This is a genomic window from Bacillus sp. AM 13(2015) (assembly GCF_001518755.1).
Taxonomy (GTDB): domain Bacteria; phylum Bacillota; class Bacilli; order Bacillales; family Bacillaceae; genus Bacillus; species Bacillus safensis.
The window spans coordinates 1-2,222 of the sequence record NZ_LKCP01000074.1; the positions used below are offsets into that span (position 1 = coordinate 1).

The 2,222-nt window shown below is 42.0% G+C and carries 3 protein-coding genes; all 3 read left to right on the forward strand.

Translation table 11 applies throughout. The annotated features are described in order from the left end of the window. Window positions 1–173: 173 nt before the first annotated feature. The 3 genes from AOQ70_RS12830 to AOQ70_RS12840 all read left to right on the forward strand — a co-directional run bounded on the left by AOQ70_RS12830 (window position 174) and on the right by AOQ70_RS12840 (window position 2,057). Entirely contained in the window at window positions 174–1,499 is a 1,326-nt protein-coding gene (locus AOQ70_RS12830; RefSeq protein ID WP_034282847.1) for an NCS2 family permease, read from the forward strand. A gap of 208 nt (window positions 1,500–1,707) precedes the next feature. Continuing rightward, window positions 1,708–1,863, forward strand: coding sequence for a hypothetical protein (locus AOQ70_RS19745; RefSeq protein ID WP_197414611.1), 156 nt, complete (start codon window positions 1,708–1,710; stop codon window positions 1,861–1,863). Between the two features lie 11 nt (window positions 1,864–1,874). Then, window positions 1,875–2,057 (forward strand): YezD family protein, encoded by a 183-nt coding sequence (locus AOQ70_RS12840; protein WP_059376582.1) that lies wholly within the window; start codon window positions 1,875–1,877, stop codon window positions 2,055–2,057. Window positions 2,058–2,222 lie beyond the last annotated feature (165 nt).

Here is a 2,222-nt window from a genome sequence, read left to right on the forward strand (position 1 = left end):
CTTGACTACGTCAATTCACACTCGTTTGATATAAATCATGCATTGTTCTTGTTTTATGTCACAGTCTGAATTCAACATATGTAGTCAAGCGTCCCAAAATTGTTGGGGCGTTTTTTATTTGACTAGTGAATGGGGCAGGCTAAAGCAAAAGGACATGAAGGGAGTCAGTTGGCTTGAAACAGTTTTTTCAGTTTGATGAGTTAGGAACGAATTACCGCAGAGAAATCATCGGTGGTTTAACCACATTTTTGTCGATGGCTTACATTCTGTTTGTTAATCCGATCACACTTGCATTAGTGTCGGTACCGGATTTTCCAGATAAATTACGTATTGATCAGGGCGCTGTCTTTACAGCAACGGCATTAGCTTCTGCTGCAGGGTGTATCCTGATGGGATTGATCGCCAGGTATCCGATTGCAATAGCCCCAGGTATGGGTCTGAATGCGTTCTTCGCCTTTTCGGTTGTGCTTGGCATGGGCATTAAATGGGAAGCAGCACTTTCGGGTGTGTTTGTTTCAGGATTGATTTTCGTAGCCCTTTCTTTAACAGGTTTCCGTGAAAAAATCATCAATGCCATTCCGGCTGAGCTGAAGCTGGCGGTTGGTGCAGGTATTGGTTTGTTCATTACGTTTGTTGGTCTTCAAGGCTCTGGCATTATCGCCAATAATGATAATACACTCGTTTCGATTGGGAACATTCATAGTGGTCCTGTCTTGTTAACGGTGTTTGGTATCGTTGTGACGGTCATTTTAATGGTTCTTCGAGTGAATGCAGGTGTCTTCATTGGGATGCTTGTGACAGCTATTGCTGGGATGATCTTTGGTCTTGTGCCAGTACCATCTCAAATTGTGGGAAGTATTCCAAGCTTGTCTCCAACCTTTGGTCAAGCCTTGATTCACTTGCCAGAAATTTTCTCCATCCAAATGCTTGTCGTGATTTTGACGTTCCTATTCGTTGGGTTCTTTGATACAGCTGGTACACTTGTGGCTGTGGCAACACAGGCTGGTTTAATGAAAAATAATGAGCTGCCTCGTGCAGGAAGAGCACTGCTAGCGGATTCTTCTTCTATTGTTGTAGGTTCTGTTCTTGGTACATCTACAACGACATCTTATGTTGAATCTAGCTCAGGTGTTGCTGCTGGTGCACGTTCTGGTTTTGCAGCGGTCGTCACAGGCATTTTCTTCTTGCTTGCGATGTTCTTCTCACCACTTTTATCCATCGTTACATCGAATGTAACAGCACCTGCTTTAATCATTGTCGGTGCACTGATGGTCGCTCCGCTTGCAAAGATTGCATGGGATCGCTTTGAAATTGCGGTACCAGCGTTCTTAACGATGATTATGATGCCACTGACATACAGTATTGCAACAGGGATTGCGGTTGGCTTTATTTTCTACCCGATTACGATGATCTTTAAAGGGAAAGCGAAAGAAGTGCACCCAATTATGTACGGATTGTTTGTCATCTTTATTCTATATTTTGCTTTCTTAAATCATTAATTGAACATCTGAAACAGCAGCTCATGGGGCTGCTGTTTTTTTGTTAAAAAAATCAAAAACATAGTTGACTTATAGGAATTATGTGTTTATGATTAAAAGACATAATTCGCTGATTGGATCACCAAAGGCGCTTTGATTTCCTTTTTTAATAGAAGGTTTCAGGGTGCCTTTTTTTCTTGCAGACATTCAAAAAGGGAGGAGATGTCTTTTGTCACGCTGGCTTAGACAGGTGATTGAACGAAAAAAGCAGGTGCTGATTCAAAAGCTCCTTTTATGGGGGCATGAAGAAAAGCAGGAAGCACTCATGCATTATACAATTCATGAGCTGGAAAATGAGGTTCTCTATTTAAAAGAGCGAAAATAGGGGGATGAGCGATGGATGAACAAAAGCTGAATTATATTTTATCTGCCTTAAAAGGGATCGACTATGGATCAGTGGTCATCACCATTCATAATGGACATATTACACAGGTCGATTCGACCAAAAAGACTCGGTTCCCCGCTCATCAGGAGAATATCCGGGTTCAGCAAGGAAAGCGGAGTCACTATCGTTCTTGACGGATTTCAACATGGTAAAAAGCTGATGGAGGCCGTCAGCTTTTTGTTTTGTCTTATTTAAAACCTCTGCTGCCTTTTATCCGTCTATTCGTATGAACGTCAAGGAATCTTGACTGAATAGAGAGACTCCGCTATCTTTAAGAGGAGTCATCCGAACAGTTCATT

Coding starts and splice junctions, on each gene's coding strand:
- AOQ70_RS12840 (WP_059376582.1), top strand. CDS start 1,875: ATGGATGAACAAAAGCTGAATTATATTTTATCTGCCTTAAAAGGGATC.